General features: G+C 71.8%; 20 protein-coding genes. 17 read left to right on the top strand and 3 right to left on the bottom strand.

The genetic code is table 11. The features are described from left to right. Positions 1-14: 14 nt before the first annotated feature. Positions 15-1,106, bottom strand: a complete 1,092-nt coding sequence (wecB, locus tag AMK24_RS06535) for a non-hydrolyzing UDP-N-acetylglucosamine 2-epimerase (protein WP_073765990.1) — start codon at positions 1,104-1,106, stop codon at positions 15-17. Positions 1,107-1,280: 174 nt separating this feature from the next. On the opposite strand from wecB, the gene AMK24_RS06530 reads away from it, so the two are divergent. Continuing rightward, positions 1,281-2,888 carry a glycosyltransferase family 4 protein gene (locus AMK24_RS06530; protein WP_073765988.1) on the top strand — a complete coding sequence of 536 codons (1,608 nt, stop codon included), beginning with the start codon at positions 1,281-1,283 and terminating at the stop codon, positions 2,886-2,888. 212 nt (positions 2,889-3,100) lie between these two features. Here AMK24_RS06530 and AMK24_RS06525 read toward each other — a convergent pair whose 3' ends face one another. Continuing rightward, complete coding sequence (locus AMK24_RS06525) at positions 3,101-3,703, bottom strand: acyltransferase (RefSeq protein WP_073765986.1); 603 nt, start codon at positions 3,701-3,703, stop codon at positions 3,101-3,103. A gap of 299 nt (positions 3,704-4,002) precedes the next feature. Between AMK24_RS06525 and rplU the strand changes: the two genes are divergently transcribed. The 12 genes from rplU to AMK24_RS06465 all read left to right on the top strand — a co-directional run bounded on the left by rplU (position 4,003) and on the right by AMK24_RS06465 (position 20,620). After that, positions 4,003-4,323: a 50S ribosomal protein L21 gene (gene rplU / locus AMK24_RS06520; RefSeq protein ID WP_018487143.1), complete on the top strand. Its 321-nt coding sequence runs from the start codon at positions 4,003-4,005 to the stop codon at positions 4,321-4,323. A 14-nt stretch (positions 4,324-4,337) separates the two neighbouring features. After that, positions 4,338-4,595, top strand: a complete 258-nt coding sequence (rpmA, locus tag AMK24_RS06515; RefSeq protein WP_026291105.1) for a 50S ribosomal protein L27 — start codon at positions 4,338-4,340, stop codon at positions 4,593-4,595. Positions 4,596-4,738: 143 nt separating this feature from the next. After that, entirely contained in the window at positions 4,739-6,175 is a 1,437-nt protein-coding gene (gene obgE / locus AMK24_RS06510) for a GTPase ObgE (protein WP_073765984.1), read from the top strand. A gap of 406 nt (positions 6,176-6,581) precedes the next feature. Beyond that, positions 6,582-8,081, top strand: coding sequence for a bifunctional cytidylyltransferase/SDR family oxidoreductase (locus AMK24_RS06505; RefSeq protein WP_073765982.1), 1,500 nt, complete (start codon positions 6,582-6,584; stop codon positions 8,079-8,081). A gap of 225 nt (positions 8,082-8,306) precedes the next feature. Beyond that, complete coding sequence (locus AMK24_RS06500) at positions 8,307-10,424, top strand: CDP-glycerol glycerophosphotransferase family protein (protein WP_242435055.1); 2,118 nt, start codon at positions 8,307-8,309, stop codon at positions 10,422-10,424. A 214-nt stretch (positions 10,425-10,638) separates the two neighbouring features. Beyond that, positions 10,639-11,868 (top strand): glycosyltransferase family 2 protein, encoded by a 1,230-nt coding sequence (locus AMK24_RS06495; protein ID WP_073765978.1) that lies wholly within the window; start codon positions 10,639-10,641, stop codon positions 11,866-11,868. A gap of 277 nt (positions 11,869-12,145) precedes the next feature. Continuing rightward, entirely contained in the window at positions 12,146-14,914 is a 2,769-nt protein-coding gene (locus AMK24_RS06490) for a CDP-glycerol glycerophosphotransferase family protein (RefSeq protein WP_073765976.1), read from the top strand. A 166-nt stretch (positions 14,915-15,080) separates the two neighbouring features. Continuing rightward, positions 15,081-16,235 carry a glutamate 5-kinase gene (gene proB, locus AMK24_RS06485; RefSeq protein WP_242434997.1) on the top strand — a complete coding sequence of 385 codons (1,155 nt, stop codon included), beginning with the start codon at positions 15,081-15,083 and terminating at the stop codon, positions 16,233-16,235. 128 nt (positions 16,236-16,363) lie between these two features. Continuing rightward, positions 16,364-16,855, top strand: a complete 492-nt coding sequence (locus AMK24_RS06480; protein ID WP_073765972.1) for a hypothetical protein — start codon at positions 16,364-16,366, stop codon at positions 16,853-16,855. 178 nt (positions 16,856-17,033) lie between these two features. Next, a complete protein-coding gene (locus AMK24_RS06475; protein WP_073765970.1) occupies positions 17,034-18,317 on the top strand; it encodes a glutamate-5-semialdehyde dehydrogenase in 1,284 nt (427 codons plus the stop codon). 139 nt (positions 18,318-18,456) lie between these two features. Continuing rightward, a complete protein-coding gene (locus AMK24_RS06470; RefSeq protein ID WP_073765968.1) occupies positions 18,457-19,044 on the top strand; it encodes an SCO2584 family spore wall biosynthesis protein in 588 nt (195 codons plus the stop codon). A 427-nt stretch (positions 19,045-19,471) separates the two neighbouring features. Continuing rightward, complete coding sequence (locus AMK24_RS06465) at positions 19,472-20,620, top strand: SCO2583 family membrane protein (RefSeq protein WP_073765966.1); 1,149 nt, start codon at positions 19,472-19,474, stop codon at positions 20,618-20,620. On the opposite strand, the gene AMK24_RS06460 is transcribed toward AMK24_RS06465, so the two are convergent. Next, positions 20,538-21,656: a M48 family metallopeptidase gene (locus AMK24_RS06460; protein ID WP_073765964.1), complete on the bottom strand. Its 1,119-nt coding sequence runs from the start codon at positions 21,654-21,656 to the stop codon at positions 20,538-20,540. The genes AMK24_RS06465 and AMK24_RS06460 overlap by 83 nt on opposite strands. Positions 21,657-21,767: 111 nt before the next feature. Between AMK24_RS06460 and AMK24_RS34170 the strand changes: the two genes are divergently transcribed. From AMK24_RS34170 to AMK24_RS06450, 4 genes are all read left to right on the top strand, one after another. Next, positions 21,768-21,920 (top strand): hypothetical protein, encoded by a 153-nt coding sequence (locus tag AMK24_RS34170; RefSeq protein WP_199876381.1) that lies wholly within the window; start codon positions 21,768-21,770, stop codon positions 21,918-21,920. A gap of 84 nt (positions 21,921-22,004) precedes the next feature. Beyond that, on the top strand, positions 22,005-22,169 hold the full coding sequence (locus AMK24_RS34165) for a hypothetical protein (protein ID WP_199876380.1): 165 nt from the start codon (positions 22,005-22,007) through the stop codon (positions 22,167-22,169). A gap of 37 nt (positions 22,170-22,206) precedes the next feature. After that, the gene (gene nadD, locus AMK24_RS06455; RefSeq protein WP_030329499.1) at positions 22,207-22,824 is read left to right on the top strand and encodes a nicotinate-nucleotide adenylyltransferase; all 618 of its coding nucleotides are present in this window, start codon (positions 22,207-22,209) and stop codon (positions 22,822-22,824) included. A 19-nt stretch (positions 22,825-22,843) separates the two neighbouring features. Next, positions 22,844-24,658 carry an LCP family protein gene (locus tag AMK24_RS06450; protein ID WP_073765962.1) on the top strand — a complete coding sequence of 605 codons (1,815 nt, stop codon included), beginning with the start codon at positions 22,844-22,846 and terminating at the stop codon, positions 24,656-24,658. The last annotated feature ends 41 nt before the right edge of the window (positions 24,659-24,699 follow it).

Genomic DNA, 24,699 nt, shown 5'->3' with positions numbered 1-24,699 from the left:
GGAACGGGGCGGGGTCAGCCGCGGAGCGCCTGCTCCATCAGTTCCACGACCCGTACGGCCGCAGTGCCCTCGCCGTACGGGGCGCCCCGTACGGTCCGCGGAGCCGGACGGGTGGCCAGCGCCGCGAACTCGTCCGACGGCATCGCGTGCGGGTCCGGCACGAGGACGTTCCAGCCGCCCTCCAGGGTCTCGACCCACTCCGTCTCGGGACGGATCGTCGTGCAAGCACGGCCGAGCAGGAACGCTTCCTTCTGCAGACCGCCCGAGTCGGTGACGACGCCGGCCGACGCCACCACCGCGGCGACCAGACCGGCGTACGGCAGCGGACGGCCGACATGCAGGTTGCCCTGCGCCAGCTTGATGCCGTGCTCCTCGGCGCGTGCCACCAGCCGGGGGTGGGCGAGCAGAGCCACCGGCACGGGCAGGGCGGCCAGTGACGCCAGGATGGCCGAGAGCCGCTCCGGATCGTCGGTGTTGTCCGGCCGGTGGAGCGTGGCGAGGAGGAACGGCTTCGACGGGTCGATGCCCTCGGGCAGCGCCGGCGCGGGGTGTTCCCCGGCGGCCACCGCGTCACGGATGCGCAGGCAGATGTCGACCATCACATCGCCCGCGAGCCGGGACCGCTCCGCCAGCCCCTCGGCCGCCAGGTGGCGCATGGCCTCCTCGGTGGGGGCCAGCAGCAGATCGGCACAGTGGTCGGTGAGGACCCGGTTGTGCTCCTCGGGCATCCGGCGGTTGAAGGAGCGCAGCCCGGCTTCGAGGTGGGCGACCGGCAGGTGCATCTTCACCGCGGACAGTGCTCCGGCGACGGTGGAGTTGGTGTCCCCGTAGACCAGGACCCAGTCCGGACGCTCGTCCTCCAGGACCTTGTCCATGGCGGCGAGCACCGCCCCGGTCTGCACTCCGTGGCTTCCGGAGCCCACCCCGAGGTGGACGTCCGGCGCCGGGATGCCCAGCCCGTCGAAGAACACGTCGGACAGATCGGCGTCGTAGTGCTGGCCGGTGTGCACGATGACGTGCTGATGGGGCGTCCCGGCGAAGGCCGCGGCGATGGGGGCGAGTTTCACGAGCTGCGGCCGTGCTCCGACGACGCTGAGGACCTTCACGTTGTTCTACTCCTTGGAGGCTTGCCGGGCCCGTTGCGGGCCGCTCCCGATGGTACGTGGGGCCTTGCGGGGCAGGGGCACCGCAGGGTGCCGCGCGGCCGGTATGCTCGCTGGCTGCGGTATGTCTGCGGCGGGGAGAAGGCCGTGACGGCGGCTATCAGGAAAGGCGCGTACATGGAGCCCGACAGCACCACGCGGCACAAGTCCCGGGGACGAGTGGTCATGCTCGTGGACAACGGGGTCAAAGGCGATTCCCGGGTCCAGAAGGCGGCCAGGTCCGCGGCGGACGCCGGTTGGGACGTCGTGCTCTTCGGAGTCTCCCCGAACAGCGAGAAGCACTCCTGGAAGATCGGCGACGCCGAGGTGCGCCTGATCCCCAAGCCCAACCCCCTCAGGCCGCGCCGGCACGACCTGCGCCGCCCCTTCCCGCGCCGCCCGCTCGCCTACCGGTCGCCCCAGGTGGCGCGTTACCGGGTGCAGGCGGTCAAGGCGTGGCGCTCGGACCTGAGCTTCCGGCAGGCGGCCGCGAAGGCGGCGGCGGCCGGGCACCCGGGCCGCAGCGCGAGTGGATCCAAGGGGCGGCTCCTGGTGCCGCGGGTGAGTTCCAGGATCTACGGCAAGTGGGTCGCGCTGCGCGCCCGTGAGACGACGAATCTGCAGGAACGCCGGTCGATGCTGGACGCCCCTCTCGACCGGTGTGCGACCGCCCTGTGGCAGAAGCTGATGGGGCAGCGCTCCTGGCGCCGCCTGATGCCGAACCTGTGGGACTTCGAGCTGGCCTTCGCCAAGCACATCGACGCCCTGAAGCCCGACCTCATCCACGCCCACGACTTCAAGATGCTCGGCGTCGGCGCCCGGGCCGCTGTGCGCGCACGGGCGGCCGGACGGCCCGTGAAGCTCGTCTGGGACGCCCACGAGTACGTCCCGGGCCTGCCCCCGCGGCACGGACGGTGGCTGCCCGCCCACGTGGCGTGGGAGAAGGAGCACGCCGTGTTCGCCGACGCGGTGGTCACGGTCTCCCCGGCCCTCGCGGAGCTGCTGAAGGAGGGCCACCAGCTCACCGAGCTGCCCACGGTCGTGCTGAACGCTCCGGTGATCTCGCCGGGCGCGGACGAGGTGGCGGGGGCGGACCCCGTACCGGACCTGCGGGAACTGTGCGGTGTGGGCCCGGACACCCCGCTGCTCGCGTACGTCGGTGGCATCAACCCCGTCCGCGGCGTGGAGACGATCATCGAGGGCCTGACCCGGATGCCGGACGTGCACGTCGCGATGGTCTCCGTACCGCCGGGCAAGCCGTATGCGGCGACGGCCACGATCCGCAAGCTCGTCGCCGAGCTCGGGGTCGGCGACCGGGTGCACTTCCTGCCGTTCGTCCCGCACTGGCAGGTCGCCGAGTTCGTGGCGCCGGCCGACGCGGCCGTCAGCCCGCTGCACCACCTCGCCAACCACGAACTGGCGCTCAGCAACAAGTTCTTCGAGTACTCGCAGGCACGGCTTCCGCAGGTCGTCAGCGATATCCGCACGATGTCCGAGATGGTCAGGTCGACGGGCCAGGGTGAGGTCTTCCGCGCCCAGGACACCGAGGACTACGTGCGGGCGGTGAAGGCCGTGCTGGCCGACCCCGAGCGCTACCGCGCCGCCTATGACACGCCGGGCCTGCTGGAGAAGTGGACCTGGGAGGCGCAGGCGGAGATCCTCGACGGCATCTACAGCCGCCTGCTGCCGGACCGCGCCAGGGTGCCCGCGGCGTCCTCGGAGCCCAAGGCCGACGCCCGCGCCTGAGCCCCGGAGACCTCAGGGCCCCGAACCGGAAACCGGTACGGGGCCCTGACGCGTTCGGCGGGGAGGTGCCGGAGCTTCGTGCGCGGCCATCGCACGGAAGGCCGTTCGACGTAGCGGTGCACGAGCCGGGAGAGCACCAGCGGGCCCCCACGGCGGGAGGACCCGGATCGAGATCCCGAACCGAGATCAAGAGGCGACCAAGTCTGCGCGCCCTACACGGCCGCTTCGACGAGCATCCCGTCCTTCTCCTCGTACCGCGCTCCGCTCTGCGGGCACTCCCACGCCCCCGGCTCGCCCTCGCGCTCGACCAGCCGGACACCGCTGCGGCCGACCCAGCCGATCTGCCGGGCCGGCACGCCGACCACCAGGGCGAAGTCGGGGACGTCCTTGGTGACTACCGCGCCGGCCGCGACCATGGCCCACCGGCCGATACGGACCGGGGCGACGCAGACCGAGCGGGCGCCGAGCGAGGCCCCCTCGGCGACCTTCACGCCGACCGCCTCCCAGTCGCCGCCGCGCTTCTGCTTGCCGTCCGGGTCGACCGAGCGCGGGTTGTGGTCGTTGGTGAGGACGACCGCGGGGCCGACGAAGACACCGTCGCCGAGCTCGGCGGGCTCGTACACGAGGGCGTAGTTCTGCAGCTTCACGTTGTCGCCGATGCGCACACCGGTGCCGACGTACGCGCCGCGGCCGACGACGCAGCCCTCGCCGAGCCTGGCCCCCTCGCGGATCTGCGCCAGCTCCCAGACGCTGGAGCCGGCCCCGATCTCGGCGGTCTCGTCGACCTGGGCGGTGGGCTGGACCCTGTAGTTCACGGCATGCCTTTCGGAGAGCTGATGCGCCCGGAAAGCATACGGGGGAGGTCCGCCCGGTCCCCGGGCGCGGGCCCGCCGTCCGCCCGCACCCCGGTTTGACCCCCACACCCCCGCCCCGTAACCTTGACCCTCGGTGTGTTTCTTCGACGCACCCACCCCTGAGCACATCCCTCCCGGTCACGGTCGGTGTTCGCGCCGTCCGTCAGGAGAGGCCGCTCATCCTTCCGGATCGACCCGGGCCCCGGCCCGTGCGGGCGGCTGGCATCAGGGGTTCCGTTCCGAGCGAGAGAGAGATCCGCGTGTACGCCATCGTGCGCAGCGGTGGTCGCCAGCACAAGGTTGCTGTCGGCGACATCGTTGAGGTTGACAAGATTTCCACTGCCAAGGTTGGCGACACGGTCGAGCTCTCGACCCTGCTCGTTGTCGACGGTGACGCGGTCACCAGCGACCCGTGGGTGCTCGACGGCATCAAGGTCACGGCCGAGGTCGTGGACCACCACAAGGGCGCGAAGATCGACATCCTTCGCTACAAGAACAAGACCGGCTACCGCCGTCGCCAGGGTCACCGCCAGCAGTACACGGCGATCAAGGTCACCGGTATCCCCGCGGCTGCGAAGTAAGGGACTGAGAACACATGGCACACAAGAAGGGCGCATCTTCCACTCGGAACGGGCGCGACTCCAATGCTCAGCGGCTCGGCGTGAAGCGCTTCGGCGGCCAGGCCGTCAACGCCGGTGAGATCCTGGTCCGCCAGCGCGGCACCCACTTCCACCCGGGCACGGGCGTCGGCCGTGGCGGCGACGACACGCTGTTCGCGCTCGCCGCCGGTGCGGTGGAGTTCGGCACGCACCGCGGCCGCAAGGTCGTGAACATCGTTCCGCTCGCCGTCTGAGTTCTTCCCGGCGCGCGCAGAACGACACAGCACCTTCCGAGGGCGGATCGCGGCTTTCCCGGTGAACGGGGAAGCGGGTCCGCCCTCGGCGTGTTACGACAGAGACAATTCCGCTTTTTCCGCTGTACCTGGAGGCCCTGACCATGACCACCTTCGTGGACCGCGTCGAGCTGCATGCCGCCGCGGGTAACGGGGGCCACGGCTGCGCCTCCGTACACCGTGAGAAGTTCAAGCCGCTGGGAGGCCCCGACGGGGGCAACGGCGGACGGGGCGGCGATGTGATCCTCGTCGTCGAGCAGGCCGTGACCACCCTGCTCGACTACCACCACCACCCCCACCGCAAGGCCACCAACGGCCAGCCCGGCGCCGGCGACAACCGTTCCGGCAAGGACGGCCAGGACCTGGTCCTGCCCGTGCCGGACGGCACCGTGGTGCTCGACAAGGCCGGGAACGTCCTCGCCGACCTCGTCGGCCAGGGCACCACCTTCGTGGCCGGCCAGGGCGGCCGCGGCGGCCTCGGCAACGCGGCGCTGGCCTCGGCCCGCCGCAAGGCCCCGGGCTTCGCACTGCTCGGCGAGCCGGGGGAGAGCCGGGACATCGTCCTGGAGCTCAAGACCGTCGCCGACGTGGCGCTCGTCGGCTACCCGAGCGCCGGCAAGTCCTCGCTGATCTCGGTGCTCTCGGCGGCCAAGCCGAAGATCGCGGACTACCCGTTCACCACCCTCGTGCCGAACCTGGGCGTCGTCACCGCCGGGTCCACCGTCTACACCATCGCGGACGTCCCCGGCCTCATCCCCGGCGCCAGCCAGGGCAAGGGCCTCGGCCTGGAGTTCCTGCGGCACGTGGAGCGCTGCTCGGTGCTCGTGCACGTCCTGGACACCGCGACCCTGGAGTCCGACCGCGACCCCGTCTCCGACCTCGACATGATCGAGGAGGAGCTGAGGCTCTACGGCGGCCTGGAGAACCGGCCCCGCATCGTCGCCCTCAACAAGGTCGACATCCCGGACGGCCAGGACCTCGCCGACATGATCCGCCCGGACCTGGAGGCCCGCGGCTACCGCGTCTTCGAGGTCTCCGCGATCGCGCACAAGGGGCTCAAGGAGCTCTCCTTCGCGCTCGCCGGGATCATCGCCGAGGCGCGCGCCACCAAGCCGAAGGAGGAGGCGACGCGCATCGTCATCCGCCCCAAGGCCGTCGACGACGCCGGCTTCACGGTCACCGCCGAGGGCGAGGACCTCTACCGGGTGCGCGGCGAGAAGCCCGAGCGCTGGGTGCGCCAGACCGACTTCAACAACGACGAGGCCGTCGGCTACCTCGCCGACCGGCTCAACCGCCTCGGCGTCGAGGCGGCCTTGATGAAGGCCGGGGCCCGGGCCGGCGACGGCGTCGCGATCGGTTCCGAGGACAACGCGGTCGTCTTCGACTGGGAGCCGACCGTGCAGGCCGGCGCCGAGATGCTCGGCCGCCGGGGCGAGGACCACCGCCTGGAGGAGCCGCGCCCGGCCGCCCAGCGCCGTCGGGACCGCGAGGCCGAACGCGACGACGCGCAGAAGGAGTACGACGAGTTCGACCCCTTCTAGGGGGAGCCTTCGGAGCCGTTTCCGGAGCCCTTCCCCGGAGGCGGCCCCCTTCCGGGGCGGCCCCCTTCCGGGGCGGCCTCCTCCCGAAGGCGCCGCCCCGCGCCTCCTGAAGGCCCCCACCGGACGGCCCGTCTCCGCGGAGGCGGGCCGTCCGGTAGATTCTGGCCCCGGGCGTCGGCGGTTTCCGCCGGTCACACCGGGTGCAGGTGCTGCTCATGTGCCGATTGCGCAACACATCTGTGGGGTCGGTCACCCCGCGTGGCACCCGGAAGCGCCCAACCTCCCTGGCCAGAGGGTGAACTGCGGGCATCGGCGAGGCGAGCGACGGCCGGCGTCCACCTTGCGAGACGGTCACGGAGAGTGCGACCATCACACTGTTCCCCCGTCATAGCAAGGTAGGTCGTCTGTGTCTGTGCCGCATGAAGCCAAGCCCCGGACCACAGCGGTCGTGCTCGCCGGTGGGACCGGCCAGCGCGTGGGCCTGTCGATCCCCAAGCAGTTGTTGAAGATCGCCGGCAAGGCCGTCATCGAGCACACGCTGACCATCTTCGAGAACGCCGAGGGCATCGACGACGTCATCGTGCTGATGGCGCCCGGGTTCGTGCCCGACGTCGAGAAGATCGTCGAGAAGGCCGGACTGACCAAGGTCACCCGCGTCATCGAGGGCGGGAACACCCGCAACGAGACCACCGAGCGCGCCATCGCGGCCCTCGGGGAGGGGCTCGCCGAGGGCGAGGACCGCAATGTCCTCTTCCATGACGCGGTGCGCCCCCTGCTGTCACAGCGCGTGATCAAGGACTGCGTGGACGCCCTCGACCGCTACCAGGCCGTCGACGTCGCCATCCCGTCCGCGGACACGATCATCGTGACCCGCACGCACGGCGAGGACGGCGAGTTCATCACCGACGTCCCCGACCGCTCCCGGCTGCGCCGGGGCCAGACGCCGCAGGCGTTCAAGCTCTCCACGATCCGCAAGGCGTACGAGATCGCGTCGGGCGACCCCAACTTCCAGGCCACCGACGACTGCTCGGTGGTCCTCAAGTACCTGCCCGACGTGCCGATCTACGTGGTCGCGGGCGACGAGTACAACATGAAGGTGACCCAGCCGGTCGACGTCTTCATCACCGACAAGCTCTTCCAGCTGGCCTCCACCGCCGCCCCCCGCCAGGCCGACGAGGCCGCCTACCGGGAGCTGCTCACCGGCAAGACCCTCGTCGTCTTCGGCGGTTCGTACGGCATCGGCGCCGACATCGCGACGCTGGCCGAGAACTACGGGGCCAAGGTCTACGCGCTGGGCCGCTCCACCACCGGCACGCACGTGGAGAACCCGGAGCACGTGGACGACGCGCTCTCCACGGCGTACGGCGAGACGGGGCGGATCGACTACGTCATCAACACCGCGGGCGTGCTGCGGATCGGCAAGCTGGCCGAGACCGACAACACGACGATCCAGGAAGCCCTGAACGTCAACTACCTGGCCCCCGTCCAGATCGCCCGCGCCTCGTACAAGTACCTCGCCGAGACCAAGGGCCAGTTGCTGCTCTACACCTCCAGCAGCTACACCCGCGGCCGCGCCGAGTACAGCCTGTACTCCTCGACCAAGGCCGCCATGGTCAACCTCACCCAGGCGCTCGCCGACGAGTGGGCGGGGGAGGGCATCCGGGTCAACTGCGTGAACCCGGAGCGGACCGCGACGCCGATGCGCACCAAGGCGTTCGGCCAGGAGCCCGAGGGCTCGCTGCTCTCCTCGGAGGCCGTGGCGCGCACCTCGCTGGACGTCCTGCTGTCCGCGCTGACCGGTCACGTCATCGACGTACGCCAGCAGGACCCGACCGCGGGAGCCGCCGAATCCTCCGGGTTCGAGCAGGCGCTGGCCTCGGTGCTGGACCGTCAAGCAGATGTGTAATAATTCTTGACAAATGTGTTTTTACGGGCCTCTGTTGTCGCTCCGCGCGACGGCAGAGGCCCGAATGCGTGAAGCCGCACCTTCACATTTCCGCCTATACGTGAATCATCCGGCACCCCCTGGAGCAGGTTCTTCGTGATCTCGACAGCCATTCGCCTGGCCCGTGTGGGCAGCAGGTCGGAACTGGCGGCAGCGTTGTTGATGGGGCTCGGATACCCCTGCGTCATGCTCGCCGCGCTCATCCCCCACATCTGGTTCTTCGCGGCGGCCGCCGCCGTCACGTACGCGGCCGACTGGTACCTGCACCAGAAGGGGAGCTATCTGGTCAACCGCCTCGGCAAGGTGCGGGCGGGGCTGTCGATCCGCTTCCTGCTGCGGCAGTTGATGGTCATCCTGCTGCTGGCCCGCCTGGATCTCGCCGAGACGCCGCTGTTCTACGCGGCGGTCGCCTGCTTCCTGCTCTTCTACGGGCTCCAGGCGCCGCACGGGGCGTTGACCACCCTGATCCGGATGCGCCGCACCATGCCGGTCGTCACCCGCAACGTGGACCTGCACGCGGTCCGCATCCCCGACGCCCCGCCCGGCGTGCTGCTGCGGCGCTCCGCCGAGAAGATGCTGCACCTGGACATCCCGGCCGTCGCGGGCGTCCTGATCGCCGCCGGCACCGGCGACGACGTCATCGGCTACGCGGGCCTCGGCCTGACGCTGCTGCTCGCCCTGGCCTACCTCGCGGCGCTCGTCCCCTACGTGCGCCGCGGCCGTCTGGCCCCCCCGGCCCCCGTCGTGCTCAAGGCCGTCGACACCTGGCTGCGCGAGTACCAGCCGACCGTGGTCCTCTACTTCTCCGGCTCCAACGAGTCCGCCTACCAGGGCAACATGTGGCTGGAGACCATGGCCCGCGTCGAGGGCCGCCCGCTGATCGTGATGCGGGAGCGCGGTCTCGTACCGCAGCTCGCCGAGACCTCCGTCCCGGTCCTCTGCGTCCCGGCCGGCACCCACCTGATGAACCTGGACCTCTCGACCGTCCGGGTCTGCCTGTACCCCGCCAACGTCGGCAAGAACATCCACATCCTGCGGGTTCCGACGATGAAGCACGTCTTCATCGGCCACGGCGACAGCGACAAGCTCGCCAGCGTCAACCCGTACTCGAAGGTGTACGACGAGGTCTGGACCGCGGGCCGGGCCGGCCGCGACCGCTACGCGCTGGCCGACGTGGGCGTCCGTGACGAGGACATCGTCGAGGTCGGCCGCCCGCAGCTGGAGCCCATCAAGAGCTGGACGGGCGCCGCCAAGAACCCCATCCCGACCGTCCTGTACGCGCCCACCTGGGAGGGCTGGGACGACAACCCGGGCAACACCTCCCTGCTGCTGGCGGGCGAGAACATCGTGCGCCGCCTGCTGAACGCCGCGGACCCGGTCCGGATCATCTACAAGCCGCACCCCTTCACCGGTATCCGCAGCCGCAAGGCCAAGGCCGTCGACGCCCGCATCCAGGCGATGCTGGAGAAGGCCGCCGCCGAGCGCGCGGCCGACCCCCGCTGGGCGAAGGAGACGTCCTCGGCCGCCGCCGGGCACAGCGCCGCCCGGGCCGAGCTGGTCCGGATCGAGGCGCGGCTGGCGAAGCTCGCGACCTCCGGGCACGCGGGCGGCGACGAGGCGGAGGAGTCGCGGATCTCGCTCGCCGACCCGGCCCGCGAGGCGGAGGCCGCCCGGCTGCGGGCCGAGTGGAACGACGCCTACTGGCGCTCCTTCGGCTGGTGGGAGCACCGTACGGTGACCGGCGCGCAGCCCAAGCTGTACGACTGCTTCAACGAGTCCGACGCCATGGTCTCGGACATCTCCAGTGTGGTCTCCGACTTCATCGCGAGCGGCAAGCCCTACGCGGTGACCGACTCGGCGGCGCTCGGGGCCGCGGAGTTCAAGCGGCAGAACACCGCCGTGCGCGCCGCGGTCATCCTGTCCAACACGGCCGAGGAACTGGACGAGCTGCTGGCCGCGGTGGCCGACCCGGCCGCCGACGTCCTGGCGGGCGCCCGCCGCGAGCTGAAGACCTACCTGCTGGGGCCGGACGAGCCGACCTCCATGGAGCAGTTCAACGCCGCCGTCCGGGCGCTGGCCGCCAAGGCCGAGGCCCGCAACCTGGGCGTCGCCCAGCGTCTCGGCGACCAGGCCGTGGCCGTGGCCGCGTTGGACGAGGAGGCCGCCACCAGCGGGGCCGGGGGCATCGACCCGCAGGCGGTGGCCGCGGCCACCGCCGCCGCGGACCCGGACGCCCCGGCGGCCGACCCGGAGCAGATGGAGGCGGAGACCGCCCTCACCGAAGGGACCTCGCCGGCGCTCTGACGGGTTCCGGCCGGAACCCGTGCGCCGCGTACCCCGGTGTGCGCACCGCCGGGCGGCGCACAACTGATCGAATAACCGAACGACGGGCAACCCCGAACGCGACCCGTACGTCTCCCCTGAGGGAGGGGCGTACGGGTCGTTCGGTGTCGTAATGCGCAAAAGAGTGCAGGATCGGGCGATCTTCCCTCTTTCGTGATCAAATCGACAGGTGCACATGTTCGACACGTCCAGGACGGCCGACGAGCCCGATGTCAGTGTGATCATCGGGGCCTATGACGCGATGCCTTACCTGATCCGGTGCCTGGAGTCCGTGGAAGCGCAGACCATCGGCCCCGGCCGCATGGAGATCGTCGCGATCGACGACGGTTCCACCGACGGCACCGGCGCGTACCTGGAGGAGTTCGCCGCCCGGACCGCGATCCCCACGCGAGTCGTCCGGCAGGAGAACTCCGGGGGGCCCAGCGGCCCGCGCAACCGGGGCCTCGCCCTCGCCCGGGGCCGGTACGTCTTCTTCCTCGACGCGGACGACTACTTCGGCGAGGAAGCCCTGGAGCGCATGGTCGCCATGGGGGACCGGGCGGGCACGGACGTGGTCCTCGGGAAGATCGTCGGCGTCAACCGCGGGGCCGCGAAGTCGATGTGGAAGGAGACGGTCGAACACGCCGACCTGTTCTCCTCCAACGTCAAGTTCACCCTGAGCGCGCAGAAGCTGTTCCGCCGCGAGCTCCTCGTCCGCCTCGGCATGGCCTTCGACGAGAAGCTGAAGACGGGCGAGGACGCCCTGTTCACGATGGAGGCGTACCTGCGCGGCAACGGGATCTCCGTCGTCGCCGACTACACCTGCTACTACCTGGTGGGCCGCGAGGACCGCAACCAGATGACCAAGAAGGGCGGCTACCGGCACCGCTTCGCATCGGCCCGCGCGCTCATGGAGCTCATCGCCGAGCACGTGCCCCCGGGCCCCCGGCGCGACGCGCTGATGGTGCGGCCCTTCGTCATCACCCTGCTGCCCCAGTTCGGCCCCGGGCTGGTGAAGCAGAGGCCCGAGGTCCGCGAGCGGAAGATGGCCCTCGCCGCCCCCCTCATGGAGGCCTACTGGACGCCGGGGCTCGCCCGCAACCTGAAGGTGAACGAACGCCTCCGGCTGACGTGCGTGGCCGAGGGCCGGCTCGACCTGCTCCTGGACATCGCCGCCTTCCTGCGCGCCGGGGAGGAGCCCGAGGTGGTCCGCCGGGGCGGCCCGCCCCGCCTCCACCTCGCCTACCCGCACTTCGGCGAGAGCGCCGTCCTCCCCGAGGGGGCCTACGAGGTGACCGTCACGGAGTGGGTCGGCGGCCGCAGGATCGATCCGCCGCGGCAGCGGCCCCGCGCCTCCTTCGCCCGGCGCGTGGTCCGCAAGGCCCGCCGCACCGTGCTCGGCGCCCTGCGCGCCCACCGCGTCTGACCGGCACCCGGCGCCAGCCGCGTCCGACCGGCGCCCGGCACCCGGCGGGCCCCGCCGCCCGCCCGGAACGCTCCCGGCTCCCCGGGGGTTCCCCGGACGCCTGCGGGGGAGCGCTCGAACACCCTCCCCGCCCCGGTGAACGCCGGGGCGGGTTCGTTCTGTGAGAGGTGTCACGTCATACTGTGGGGCAACCATGAGACGGTTGGAGACGTCTCATTAACGCCCCGTCCTGCTGGGGTTCATCATCTGCACGTCCCCCCGGAAAGGCCCTTCCCCCGTGGCGTCCCTCGAAGCGATCCCCGACGAGCTCAGCCGGCTCATGAAGTACTTCCCGGAGACTCCGGTCGAGGAGCGCCCCGAGTTCCACCGGGCCGCCAAGGACTTCCTGGCCCACGCCGCCCCCAAGGTCGTACGGCAGTTCTCGCCGATGGCCCGGGTCAAGTGGCACCTCGCGGCCAGCGGTCGCGGCGACGAGCTGGTGGAACTGCTGCACTACGAGCGGGAGAACCCGGGAGCCTTCTCCGTCCGCGGCCTGCGGCGCGCCCGCATCGAGCTGCCCGGCGTCGAGAGCTCCTCGCTGCCCCCCTCGGTGCGCAACTTCAACCGCAGCGAACTCCCCGTGCGCGGCAAGCTCCTCGACCTCGTCTGGGAGGACGGCAAGCTCCTCGTCAAGGGCTACGCCTACATCCCCAACGTTCCCTCGGCCACCGGCAAGCGCTCGCTGCGCGTCGCCGTGCTCCGCCGCCAGGGCAGCCGTTCCACCCTCCCGCTGCGCCTGCGCACCGTCCAGGAGCCCCGCGCCACCTCCGAGGCCAAGGGCGCCCTGCACAACTACGACTGGTCCGGCTTCGAGATCGGCATCGACCCGTCCCGCCTCCGCGTACGCGGCCAGTGGCAGTCCGGCACCTGGCGGCTGGGCATCGGCATCCCGCGCCCCGGCGGCATGTCGGTCGGCAGCGTCACCAAGAACAACGCGGGCGCGGCCGGCCACAGCTTCACCCGCGCCCTGGACGACGGCGTCCGGCTCGTCGCCGGGTTCGACCGCAACCGCCTGAAACTCTCCGTGGACGTCGTCCCCGCCGAGGTCGTCGCCCAGGAGGGCGACGGCGAGGGCATGACCGTCACCCTGCGCTCCCGCGTCACCACCCCGGCGGGCAAGTACCCCACGGCCCTGCGCATCGACCACGAGGCGAGCGGCTTCACCACCGACCTCCCCCTCCAGCAGGGCGAGACCGGCGAGGACGGCTGGCTGCGCCACACCGCCCGCCTGGACTTCGCGGACCTGCCCGCCGACGGCGTACGCCCCGGCAAGGCCGTCAAGTACCGCGCCCAGATCGTCTTCGCGGACGGCACCACCCGCCGCGCCACCAACGGCGCCGCCGACGTCACCGGCGTCCACCCGCTGGCCGAGGGCCGCGAACTCGCGATCCTCACCGACGGCGCGGGCAACTTCACCCCGCAACTGCGCACCGTCCAGCCCCTCGTCGACGCCGTCGAATGGACCGCGGACGGCGAGCTGGTCCTCTCCGGCGTCTACACCGGACCCGCCGAGCAGATGAAGATGGTCCTGCGCCACACCGGCCGCAACGAGGACCGCCCGCTGCCCGTCGAGTTCGCCGACGGCCGCTTCACCGCCCGGCTGCGCCCGGACGCCATGCCCACCTACGAGGGCACCGTGTCGCTGCGCGCCGGCCGCTGGATGCCGCGCCTGCGGCTGCGCACCGAGTGGGACCACACCCGCGACGTGCCCGTCACCATCCGCCCCGACCTCGTGGCCACGCTGCCGCTGTCCCACCGGGGCGAGCACCGCACGTACACCGTCGAGCGGGTCGACTTCGACCGGATCTTCGTCGAGTCCGGCCCCGTCCTCGCCCCCGAGCTGCGCGGCGCCTACCGCCAGCGCCTCATGCGCGACGTCTACACCCCCGAGCAGCGCAAACTGCCGCTGCGCGAGGCCGTGCTCTACAACAGCTTCGGCGGCAAGCAGTTCTCCGACTCGCCCCGCGCGGTCTACGAGGAGCTCAAGCGCCGCGGCACCGACGTCGAGCACATCGCGATGGTCCACGACCAGCAGGTCGTGCTGCCGCCCGGCGTCCGTGGCGTCGAGTGGGGCAGCAAGGAGTGGTACGAGGCGCTGGCCCGCAGCCGGTACGTCGTCACCAACGGCGGCATCCGCGAGTGGTTCGTCCGCCGCGAGGGCCAGGTCGTGGTCCAGACCTGGCACGGCACCCCGCTCAAGCGCATCGGCGCCGACCTGCTCGGCACCCCGAAGGCGAACCTGGCCTACATCGCGAGCCTCCCGCAGCGCTCGCGCCAGTACAGCCTGTTCATCACGCCGAACGCCTTCACCACCCCGATCATGACCAACTCCTTCCGCCTCCAGTGCGAGGTCCTGGAAGCGGGCTACCCGCGCAACGACGTCTTCCACGCCCCCGACCGCGTCAAGCGCGCCGCGGCCGTGCGCGAGAAGCTCGGCATCCCCGCGGGCAAGAAGGTCGTCCTGTACGCGCCCACCTGGCGCGACGACCAGCGCTACGGCGGCCGCCGCTTCAAGCTCGACAACCGGATCGACGTCGAGGCCGCCCGGCGCGAACTGGGCGAGGACCACGTGCTGCTGTACCGCAAGCACCACAAGGTCCTCGACTCCATCCCCGGCGCCGGACAGGGCTTCGTCTACGACGTCACGTACTACCCGGACATCGCCGACCTCTACCTGATCGCCGACGTGCTGATCACGGACTACTCCTCGGTGCTGTTCGACTTCGCGCACTCCGGGCGGCCGATGCTCTTCTTCACGTACGACCTGGAGCACTACCGCGACACCCTGCGCGGCTTCTACTTCGACTTCACCTCCCGCGCCCCCGGGCCGCTGATCAAGACCTCCGAGGACCTGGTCTCCGCGATCCGGAACATCGACGCGGTCAGCGAGGAGTACAAGGAGAAGTACGCCCAGTTCCGCGTCGACTTCTGCGAGCCCTCCGACGGCCGCGCCGCCGCCCGGGTCGTCGACCGGATGCTCGCGATCAAGGACGAACAGCAGGGCTGAGCCCACCGGCCGCCCGCACCGCCCGCCGCACCCCGCCCCCGCGGGTTCCGCGGCGTCCACCGACCGGAACGGACGGGCGGCGCGGGCGGCCGCTCGCGTACTGTGCTGTGCCGGGGGCGGCACGAGGCCCCGAGGGACACCGGGGCGATCCAGAGCGAGGAAGCACGTGGCAGAGCAGAGGCCGTCACACCGCGAGACGGCAGTGACCGGCGCCCGCAGGATCGTCGTCAAGGTCGGTTCCTCCTCGCTCACCACCGCCTCCGGCGGCCTCGACGCGGACCGGGTCGACGCCCTCGTCGACGTCCTCGCCAAGGTCCGGGACGGCGGGGAACGCGAGGTCGTCCTCGTCTCCAGCGGAGCCATCGCCGCCGGACTCGCCCCGCTCGGCCTCGTCCGCAGACCCAAGGACCTGGCCCGCCAGCAGGCCGCCGCCAGCGTCGGCCAGGGCCTCCTCGTGGCCCGCTACACCGCTTCCTTCGCCCGCTACGGCGTCCGCGTCGGCCAAGTGCTCCTCACCGCCGACGACACCAGCCGCCGCGGCCATTACCGCAACGCCTACAGCACCCTGGACCAGCTCCTGGAGATGGGCGCGGTCCCCGTCGTCAACGAGAACGACACCGTCGCCACCGACGAGATCCGCTTCGGCGACAACGACCGGCTCGCCGCCCTCGTCGCCCACCTCGTCCACGCCGACCTCCTCGTCCTGCTCTCCGACGTCGACGGCCTCTACGACGGGCCGCCCGGCACCCCCGGCGCCTCCCGGATCGCCGAGGTCACCGGCCCCGGCGACCTGACCGGCGTCACCATCGGCAGCGCCGGCAAGGCGGGCGTGGGCACCGGCGGCATGGTCACCAAGGTCGAGGCGGCCAACATCGCCACCGCCGCCGGGATCCCCGTCGTCCTCACCTCCGCCAGCCGGGCCGCCGACGCCCTCGCGGGACGCGACACGGGCACGTATTTCCACCGCACCGGCCGCCGCTCCGCCGACCGGCTCCTGTGGCTGGCCCACGCCTCCACCCCGCAGGGGGCGCTCGTTCTCGACGACGGCGCCGTACGGGCCGTGGTGGACCGGCGCACCTCCCTGCTGCCCGCGGGAATCTCGGCCGTCGAGGGCGAGTTCAGCGCCGGCGACCCCGTCGAACTGCGCGACCCGCAAGGCGTCCCCATCGCACGCGGGCTCGTCAACTTCGACGCGAAGGAGATCCCCCAACTGCTCGGCCGTTCCACCCGGGAGCTGGCCCGCGAACTGGGGCCCGCCTACGAGCGCGAGGTCGTACACAGGGACGATCTCGTCATTCTCACGCCGCGCCTCACCCCCTGAAACGGCTGAAAGTCCGGTCTTCGGGCGAGCACCTTCCCCAAAACCACCCCACGCCCCGCCGTGGACTGGTCCACTTTGTCGTGGGGAACCAGGGGTACCGCACAGCAACAGACCACAGGAGGCCGCCGGTGAGACGAGCGCGCCCGGGGGCGCCGCCCCGAGGCACGGCCGACCGAACCCTGACGAGTGTCGGAACGGGGACGGATGCCGACCGGAATCCACGCCCGTCCGACACCGCCCAGCGGGAGCCGGTCACGACGGCGCGGAAGGAGCCTCCGCAGTCCAAGCTCTGGCACGTCACCCTCAGCGTCTCGGGCGCCGAGGCCCCGCTGGCGGAGGTCAGGCGCGGCCTGGAACAGCTCGCGCACGACCATCCGTTCCTGCTGACCAGCCGCTACGCCAACGACCACGCCGAGATCCGCTACTGGGAAGAGGCCCGCGATCTGCACGACGCGGCCGCCGTGGCGCTGCGGCTGTGGGGCGAGCACCGCTCCAGCGCCCAGCTCCCGCCCTGGACGATCGTCGGCCTGGAGGTCATCGACCGCGAGACCTACCACCTGCGGGTCGCCGAGGGGTACGGGCCACCGCCCGCCGCCCCCGTGGGCGTGCACCCCTACTGACCGACGCGGCCCGCCCGGGCCCCGCCCGCACGTCCGTCCCGGGCCCGCGCGGGCCGGTGGAAGGGCAGGGGCGGGCCGCTTCGGCGGGGCGGGCGCGGGACGCCCGCCACCCGATCCGGTCGTCTCGCATCACGGGATAGGCGACGGACGCCCGCAGAGCGCGCATTACCCTGCGGGCATGACCACGCTCTCGCCCTACGACAACCTCTCCCCGGTCGCGCAGACGGCCTACCGGGCCCGTGCGGCCGCCGCCGACCTCGCGCCCCTCCCGCGCGCGGCCAAGGACGACGCGCTGCTGGCCATCGCCGACGCCCTCGAAGTGCGCACCGCCGAGATCGTCGAGGCCAACGCTCAGGACGTCGAGCGCGCCCGCGAGGCCGCGACGAGCGACGGCGTCATCGACCGACTGACCCTCACCCCGGAACGCGTCCGCGCCATCGCCGCCGACGTACGGGGCGTGGCCTCCCTGCCCGACCCGGTCGGCGAGGTGGTGCGCGGCTCCACCCTGCCCAACGGCATCGACCTCCGCCAGGTGCGGGTTCCGCTCGGCGTGGTCGGCATCATCTACGAGGCCCGGCCCAACGTCACCGTCGACGCGGCCGCCCTCTGCCTCAAGTCCGGCAACGCGGTCCTGCTGCGCGGCTCCTCCTCCGCCCACGCCTCCAACACCGCGCTCGTCCGGGTGCTGCGCGACGCGGTCGGCGGCTCCGGGCTGCCCGCCGACGCGGTGCAGCTCGTCCCGGGCCGGAGCCGGGAGTCCGTACGCGAACTGATGCGCGCCCGCGGCCTGGTCGACGTCCTCATCCCGCGCGGCGGCGCCTCGCTGATCCGCACGGTCGTCGAGGAGTCCACCGTCCCCGTCATCGAGACCGGCACCGGCAACTGCCACGTCTACGTCGACGCGCAGACGGATCTGGCCACGGCCGTCGACATCCTCGTCAACTCCAAGGCCCAGCGCCCCAGCGTCTGCAACGCGGCCGAGACGCTCCTCGTCCACAAGGACGTGGCGGACGCCTTCCTGCCGCTCGCCCTGGACGCCCTCGCCGAGGCCGGCGTCACCGTCCACGGCGACGAACACGTCCTCGCCCACGCCGAGGCGTCGAAGGCCACCGTCGTCGCCGCCACGGAGGAGGACTGGGAGACCGAATACCTCTCCTACGACATCGCCGCGGCGGTCGTCGACTCCCTGGACGCGGCGGTCGCCCACATCCGGCTCTGGTCCTCCGGCCACACCGAGGCGATCGTCACCACCTCGCAGGCCGCCGCCCGCCGGTTCACCCAGTTGGTGGATTCGACCACGGTCGCCGTGAACGCCTCCACCCGCTTCACGGACGGCGGGCAGTTCGGCTTCGGTGCGGAGATCGGCATCTCCACGCAGAAGCTGCACGCCCGGGGTCCGATGGGCCTGCCCGAGCTGACCTCGACGAAGTACATCGTCACGGGGGACGGGCACGTCCGCTAGCCGCTGCCCGGGCGGCGGTCCCGTCGCCCCGTGACGCCGGGCGCGCCGGTCGGCGCGCCCGGGCTGGCTCCCCCGGGGCGGTCCGGGGGAGTTCGTCGGATCCCTGCCGAAAAGGCCCCGTCCGGGCTACGCTGAATCCGTGCCGGACGACGTGGGGGGCAAGCCGTTTCCTGACGGCCGGGAGCCCGACGACGACCGCGGGGGCGCGGACGAGGACTTCGCCTCCGTGGTGTTCGACGAGGACTTCGTCCGATCGGCGCCCGTCCACGAGCCCACCGCCGTGGAGCGTCTTCTCGCCGCCGCCGAGGCCCGTGCCGAAGCCGACGAGGCCCGCGCCCGCCGAAGCCGCCGCGCCCACGACGACCCGGACGACCCCTACGACGGTCCCCGGGGCTACCACGATCCCCAGGACCTCGACTACGACCCGGGGCACGGCGCCGGGGACGACGCGTACGGCCCGGCGCCCTACGGCCGCCCCGGCGGCTCCCTGCGCCCCTACCGCAACTCCGCCCGCTGGCACCGGCCGGTCGCCTGGCTGCTGGCCCTGGTGATGGGCGTCGGCATGGTCTCCCTGGCCTTCACCGCGGTCTACCGGGGCGCCTCGAACAACCGCGAGGACCAGGTGCCGCCCCCCGCCAGCAGCGGGGTGGACAAGCCCGGGGCCGCCCCCTCCGCCTCCGCCGACTACTCCCGGCCCACGGTCTCCGCCGAGCCCAGGGTCCCCTGAACGGCCGCCCGGCCCGGCCGCGTGCCCGCCTGTCCCGGTGCTCCCGCCCGCCGCACGCACCTCCCCGGCCAGGCCCCGCGCGCCCTGTGCCCGGCTTGTCCCGCGTCCCGTCCCGCGTCCCGTCCCGCGTCCCGTGCCCCCGCCCGGTCTGACTCCGCCTCCTCGCGCCCGGACCCCGGCTCCTCGCTCCCTGGCCTGATCCGATCCCTCCGTCCTGGCCCGCGCCCCCTCCTGTCACCCGATCGCCGACGACCGCCCCGGGGTTCCCACGGTTCCCGGCGGTCTCCGCGTTTACGTGAGCCGCAATCGACCTACCCTCAAGGTGTGACCCCTCGCTCCCAGGGGGGCTTCTCGCTGCCGGACGCCGCCGGGCCGAAGCAGACCGTTGCGCACCGAACCGACCGGTGTGGAGACCGGGAGAGAAGTCATGACAGGCCGCTCACAACCGCCGGACGGCCCGCCCGAGGACCCTGCGGGCGGCGATGACGAATACCGCTCGCTCGTCTTCGACGAATCGTTCATCCAGGCTGCCCGGATGCAGGAGTACTCCGCCGAGGAACGGATGGGCCGGCACGCCCGCGCCGTCCGGACCCTGCCCGAGGAACAGGTCCTCGTCCGAGGCGGCGGCAGCAGCTCCCGGGCCGCGATAGCCCTGGTCGTCCTCATCGCCGTCGCCTTCACGGTGGCCGTCTACATCGGCTTCCGGAGCCCGTACCCCCAGCCGGCCGTCCGCCGGGCCGAACCCCTGCGGACGACCGTGGTCCCCCTGGCCCCCCGGGGCGCCGTACCGGGCGGTTCACCCGAGCGGCTGTACCGGGCCGAACCGGTCTCCGGCTTCCGCTCGGGCGCGGCGGGCATCAACTTCCCCGCCGTGGAGCGCACGCAGAACTTCTCCGACAGCCAGATCACCGCCGCCCTCGCCACGGTCAAGGACTACCTGGTGGAGTCGTCCCTGAACCCCGACGTCCTCACCGGCTCCGTGCGCCGGCCCGTGGAGCACCTTCTCGACCCGGACCAGCGCGCCCAGTTCGAGCGCAGCCTGAGCAGCCCGGAGGCCGACGGGAGCCATGCCGCCACCGGATGGCTGGTGCGCTTCGACCCGGCGCGGGTGGAGCTCGCGGACCCCGAGGTCCGGGTCCGGGGCACCCTCGGCTACGAGGAGGAGGCCGCGGGCGTTCTCGGCGTGGTCTCGGACCACACCTTCACCTACGTCCTGCGTCCGGCGGACGCCTCCCCGCGCGACGGCGACGCCTCCCTGTTCACCGTGCGGCGCGAACTGCACTTCCGCTTCGACCGGGAGGACCTTCGGCTGCACCGCCTGGAGGTGCGGACCGCCCACGTCCAAGCGGGGCCGCAGCCCTGCTCGGCCGACGCGGCGGCGATGTTCCACCCGCTCCTGGCCGGGGAGCGGGCGGACGCCCGCGGCCCCGCCGCCACCGATCCCTACGCCACGGGATCGCCCACGGCGGCCCTGTGCGGAACCCTGGCGGCCCTCAGCCCCGCGACGGCCCCGTCGCCCCCGGGCCCTCCTCCTCCGGGTCCTGGGGCCGGCCCGGCGCACCGCCCCCGTTCGTAGCGGCGCCGCCGGATCCCGCCCCGGTGAACTTGTCGCGCAACTTGCCGCCCAGGTCTCCCGCGCCGCCGGCGATGTCGCCCACCAGCTTCATCAGCGGGTCCTTGCTGGTGCGCACCGAGTCCGCGTAGTGCGAAGCGGACTCGCGGAACGAGTCGGTCACCGAGGCGTCCTTGTCCTCGTCGCGCCGGGGGTAGTGGCCGTCCATGAGCCGCTGGAACTCGCGGGTCTCCGACCACTTCTTCAGCTCGGCCGCCCGCACGGTGGTGAACGGATGCGTCCGGGGCAGCACGTTGAGGATCTTGAGGACGGAGTCGCGGAGGTCGCCGCCCTTCTCGTACTCGTCGGCCTGGGCGAGGAACGCGTCCACGTTCATCTCGTGGAGGTGGTTGCCGCCCGCGATCTTCATCAGACCGCGCATGGACGCCTGTATGTCCTGGCCGACCAGGAGCCCGGCCCGGTCCGCCGACAGCTCCGACTTGCGGAACCACTCGCGCAGCGCCGTCACTATCGCCATGATCGCCACATTGCCCAGCGGGATCCAGGCGACCTTCACGGCGAGGTTGGTCAGGAACAGCAGTATCGTCCGGTACACCGAGTGGCCGGAGAGGGCGTGGCCCACCTCGTGGCCCACTACCGCCCGCATCTCCTCCTCGTCGAGCAGTTCGACCAGACCCGTGGTGACCACGATGATCGGCTCGTCCAGGCCGATGCACATGGCGTTGGGCTGCGGGTCCTGCTTCACGTACATCGGCGGGACCTTCTCCAGGTCCAGGATGTAACAGGCGTCGCGCAGCATGTCGTTGAGGTGGGCGAACTGCGCGTCGCTCACCCGGACGGAGTCGGAGAGGAAGAGCAGTCGCAGGCTGCGCTCCGGGAGCAGCCCGCTGAGCGCCTTGAACACGGTGTCGAACCCGGTCAGCTTGCGCAGAGCCACCAGGGCCGAGCGGTCGGCCGGGTGCTCGTAGGCCCGGGAGGAGATCCCGGGGAATCGCCGGCGCTGCCTGCTCGGCACGTTCTCGTGACTGCTTTCGGTCATGGATGGCCCCCTGTTCGTACGAGACGTCGCTCGTCCCCCGGACGGACGCCAGCGTATGCGCTGGCGCTACGGTGTGCGGGGGGCTGTGGATAACTGTGAGGAGCGCCCGAAATGCCGCACACCGCCGTACTGCTCGCCGCCGCGTCCGAGGAGCAGGGACCGGGCGACACCCTCCGGATCGTCCTGCTCGTCTCGATTCTCGGAGCGGCGCTGCTCGCCTGGTTCCTGCTGCGTGGATACCGCAACGACCACGACAACGACTGAGTCGCCGTGAGCGTGCCCGAAGCCGCCGCATACGATGGCCCCGACGTCTTCCTTCCGATTCACGATCGATAGGTCCTGCCGAAGATGAGCCTCACGAGCACCGCACACCAGCTGGCCACTCTCGCCTCCGGCGGCGGTGAGGGCGGCGGCAACCACGAAAGTCTCAACCCCTACGTCGTCGGCGCCGGGGCCTTCATCGCGCTGATGCTGCTGCTGTGGATCACCACGCGCTTCAACCGCGACCGCTGAGCCGGGGCGTACGGCTGTGCCAGTAGGCTCTGCACGCATGGGAGAGCAGGAAGTGCCTACCGGCCCCGGCAAGCGCCGTATCGGCGTGATGGGCGGGACATTCGACCCGATCCACCATGGACACCTGGTGGCGGCCAGTGAAGTGGCCGCCCAGTTCCATCTGGACGAGGTCGTCTTCGTGCCGACCGGGCAGCCGTGGCAGAAGAGCCACAAGAAGGTCTCCCCGGCCGAGGACCGCTACCTGATGACGGTCATCGCCACCGCGTCCAATCCGCAGTTCTCCGTCAGCCGCAGTGACATCGACCGTGGCGGACCGACGTACACCATCGATACGCTGCGGGACCTGCGCGAGGTCCACGGCGACGCGGACCTCTTCTTCATCACCGGCGCCGACGCGTTGGCCCAGATCCTCACCTGGCGCGACGCGGAGGAGCTGTTCTCGCTCTCCCACTTCATCGGTGTGACCCGTCCGGGTCACGTGCTCACGGACGACGGGCTGCCCGAGGGCGGCGTCTCCCTCGTGGAGGTGCCCGCACTGGCGATCTCGTCCACGGACTGTCGTGAGAGGGTCGCGCAGGGGGAGCCGGTCTGGTACCTGGTGCCGGACGGCGTGGTCCGCTACATCGACAAGCGCCAGCTGTACCGCGGCGAATGAGCCACGGAGAGGGGCACCGGTGAACGACCCGCAGAACCCGTACGACCCGTACTACCAGGAGCCGCAGATCGTCGGCTACGACGCGTACGGGCAGCCGGTCTACCAGGGACAGGGCCACCAGCAGTACGACCAGCAGGGCCAGCAGGGCCAGGGCTACGACCCCTACGCCGCCCATCAGGGCCAGGGCCAGGAGCCGCAGGCCCGGGACGCCGGTCACGGCTACGGATACGACGCGTACGGCAACCCCCTGCCGCAGCCGCAGAGTTACGACCCGTACGCCGGCCAGGAGCACGGCGGGGCGCAGCAGGCCCCCGCGCAGTACGGCCAGGCGCAGCAGGGACAGGGGAGCGGGCAGGGGTACGGCTACGGCTCGTACGCCGGCTACGGCTACACCACCGGGCAGCAGCAGCCCGCCGCCGTGGACACCGGCGAGCACTGGAGCATTCCGCAGCAGGGCGGCGTCCCGGAGCCGGAACAGACCGGGCCGCCGTCCCCCGTCCAGCAGCCCTCCGCGCGGCGGCAGGCGCCGGACACGGCGGAAGCGGAGGCCGTGCTTCCCGGGCAGCGCGAGCCCGCGGCCGACTACCGCACCGAGCAGTTCTCGTTCATCGAGGAGCCCGACGAGGACTCCGAGGACGTCATCGACTGGCTCAAGTTCACCGAGAGCCGCAGCGAACGGCGCGAGGAGGCCCGGCGCAAGGGCCGCAACCGGATGATCGCCCTGATCGTCGTGGCCGTTCTCGTCGTCGTCGGCGGGGCCGGCTACCTGTGGTCCGCCGACATGATCCCCGGCCTGTCCGGTTCGGACGAGAAGAAGGCCGTCGCCGCCGGCGCCCAGCAGCGCGACATGATCGTGGTGCACCTGCACGACACGAAGAACGGCGGCACCTCGACGGCGCTGCTCGTCGACAACTCCACGACCAAGCAGGGCACCACCGTCCTGCTGCCCAACTCGCTCGCCGTCGCGGGCGACGACGGGACCACCACCACGCTCGGCAAGTCCGTCGAGGACGACGGCAGGACCGGTACCCGCGAGGCGATCGACACCCTCCTGGGCACCCGGATCACCGGCACCTGGCGGCTGGACACCCCGTACCTGGAGAACCTCGTCGAGCTGGTCGGCAACATCGAGGTCGACACCGACACCGATGTGCCCGGCGCGAAGAAGGGCGAATCGCCCCTCGTGAACAAGGGCGAGGCCCAGACGCTCAGCGGCCCGATGGCCGTCGCGTACGCCACCTACCGCGCGGAGGGCGAGCCGGAGGCCAAGCAGCTGGCGCGATTCGGCGAGGTCATGCGGGCCACCCTGCGCAAGATCTCCGAGGATCCGAAGGCCGCGACCGTCACCGTCGAGACGCTGCTCCAGGTGCTCGACCCGTCGCTGCCCGAGAAGGACCTCGGGGCGTCGCTCGCCAAGCTGGCCTCCCGCGCGAAGGTCGGCGACTACAAGACGGCCGTGCTGCCGGTCCAGGCGGACGGCACGCTCACCGAGGCCGACACCCGCGACGTCGTCGAGAACGTCCTCGGCGGCACGGTGAAGGCCCCCGAGGCGGGCGCTCCGCTCCGGGTCGCCGTGCGCAACGCCAGCGGGAACCAGAAGGCCGCGGAGGCGGCCCGGGTCCAGCTCGTCAACGGCGGTTACGCGTTCGTGGCCAGCGGCAAGGCGGCGTCCGAGGCGTCGTCCGTCGTGCTCTACCGCGCCGCCGAGGACAAGGAGAAGGCCGTCGAGGTGGCCAAGACCCTGGGTCTTTCCGCAGGTGACGTGAGGAAGGGCGAGCCGGCCGCCAACGCCGACGTGACCGCGGTCCTCGGGCAGGACTACAAGCTCCCGTAGCCCGCTCGGGCCCACCGGACGGCGCTCCGACGCCGTCCGGT

It is taken from the genome of Streptomyces sp. CB02366 (assembly GCF_001905905.1).
GTDB lineage: Bacteria > Actinomycetota > Actinomycetes > Streptomycetales > Streptomycetaceae > Streptomyces.
The sequence above is the reverse complement of the archived record's forward strand: the minus strand, read 5'-3'. Positions and strand labels throughout refer to the sequence as shown.

Excerpts from the sequence above, each read along its gene's own strand:
- nadD (WP_030329499.1), top strand. The coding sequence starts at position 22,207 with ATGGGAGAGCAGGAAGTGCCTACCGGCCCCGGCAAGCGCCGTATCGGC.
- AMK24_RS06500 (WP_242435055.1), top strand. The coding sequence starts at position 8,307 with ATGCTCGCCGCGCTCATCCCCCACATCTGGTTCTTCGCGGCGGCCGCC.
- AMK24_RS06495 (WP_073765978.1), top strand. The coding sequence starts at position 10,639 with ATGTTCGACACGTCCAGGACGGCCGACGAGCCCGATGTCAGTGTGATC.
- AMK24_RS34165 (WP_199876380.1), top strand. The coding sequence starts at position 22,005 with ATGAGCCTCACGAGCACCGCACACCAGCTGGCCACTCTCGCCTCCGGC.
- AMK24_RS06465 (WP_073765966.1), top strand. The coding sequence starts at position 19,472 with ATGACAGGCCGCTCACAACCGCCGGACGGCCCGCCCGAGGACCCTGCG.
- rpmA (WP_026291105.1), top strand. The coding sequence starts at position 4,338 with ATGGCACACAAGAAGGGCGCATCTTCCACTCGGAACGGGCGCGACTCC.
- AMK24_RS06530 (WP_073765988.1), top strand. The coding sequence starts at position 1,281 with ATGGAGCCCGACAGCACCACGCGGCACAAGTCCCGGGGACGAGTGGTC.
- AMK24_RS06460 (WP_073765964.1), bottom strand. The coding sequence starts at position 21,656 with ATGACCGAAAGCAGTCACGAGAACGTGCCGAGCAGGCAGCGCCGGCGA.
- AMK24_RS34170 (WP_199876381.1), top strand. The coding sequence starts at position 21,768 with ATGCCGCACACCGCCGTACTGCTCGCCGCCGCGTCCGAGGAGCAGGGA.
- obgE (WP_073765984.1), top strand. The coding sequence starts at position 4,739 with ATGACCACCTTCGTGGACCGCGTCGAGCTGCATGCCGCCGCGGGTAAC.
- AMK24_RS06475 (WP_073765970.1), top strand. The coding sequence starts at position 17,034 with ATGACCACGCTCTCGCCCTACGACAACCTCTCCCCGGTCGCGCAGACG.